This window comes from Azohydromonas lata NBRC 102462, assembly GCF_001571085.1.
In the GTDB taxonomy this organism is placed as follows: Bacteria; Pseudomonadota; Gammaproteobacteria; order Burkholderiales; family Burkholderiaceae_C; genus Azohydromonas; species Azohydromonas lata.
The window spans coordinates 1-644 of sequence record NZ_BCTC01000326.1 but is presented as its reverse complement, the minus strand read 5'-3'; the positions used below and the strand labels follow the sequence as shown (position 1 = coordinate 644).

Genomic DNA, 644 nt, shown 5'->3' with positions numbered 1-644 from the left:
AAAGCCCGCGTCGCCGCGCCGGATTGCCGGTGCGAACGCCACCTGCGCCAACTGGCGCAGCAGGATCGGCTGGCCGTCCCTGGCCGTCAGGGCCAGGTTCATGAGGTCATCCAGGCTGGAGGTGCGGCCCAGGTTGCGAATCAGGTACTCGCGCCCGTTGAGCTCCAGAAAGCCGCCCGAGGTGTTGGCTGAATAGTTCCTCAGAGCCGATTCGAGCTGGTCGTGCGAGATGCCCAGATCCGCCATGCGGCGCGTGTCGGGCTGGACCTGGAACTGCCGCACTTCGCCGCCGATGGGAATGACCTGCGCCACGCCAGGGATCGCCATCAGCCGCGGCCTCAGCACCCAGTCGGCGTACTCGCGCACGGCCATGGGCGTGATCCTGGACGGGTCGATCGGGATGGCGATTTGCATGATCTCGCCCATGATCGAGCTGATCGGCCCCATGCGCGGGACCACGCCGGCGGGCAGCCCTTCCTCCATGGACGCCAGGCGCTCGGACACCATCTGCCGTGCCCGGAATATCTCCGTGCTCCAGTCGAAGGTGACGTAGAGGAAGGACAGGCCGGCGCTGGAAGTGGAGCGCACCGACTCCACCCCCGGCAGGCCGTTCATGGTGGTCTCCAGCGGGAAGCTGATGAGTT

1 protein-coding gene is annotated in these 644 nt (G+C 66.9%); it reads right to left on the bottom strand.

The genetic code is table 11. From position 1 onward, the window contains the following. On the bottom strand, positions 1 to 644 hold a 644-nt coding region (locus ALA01S_RS31340; RefSeq protein ID WP_169806067.1), incomplete at both ends, for an efflux RND transporter permease subunit.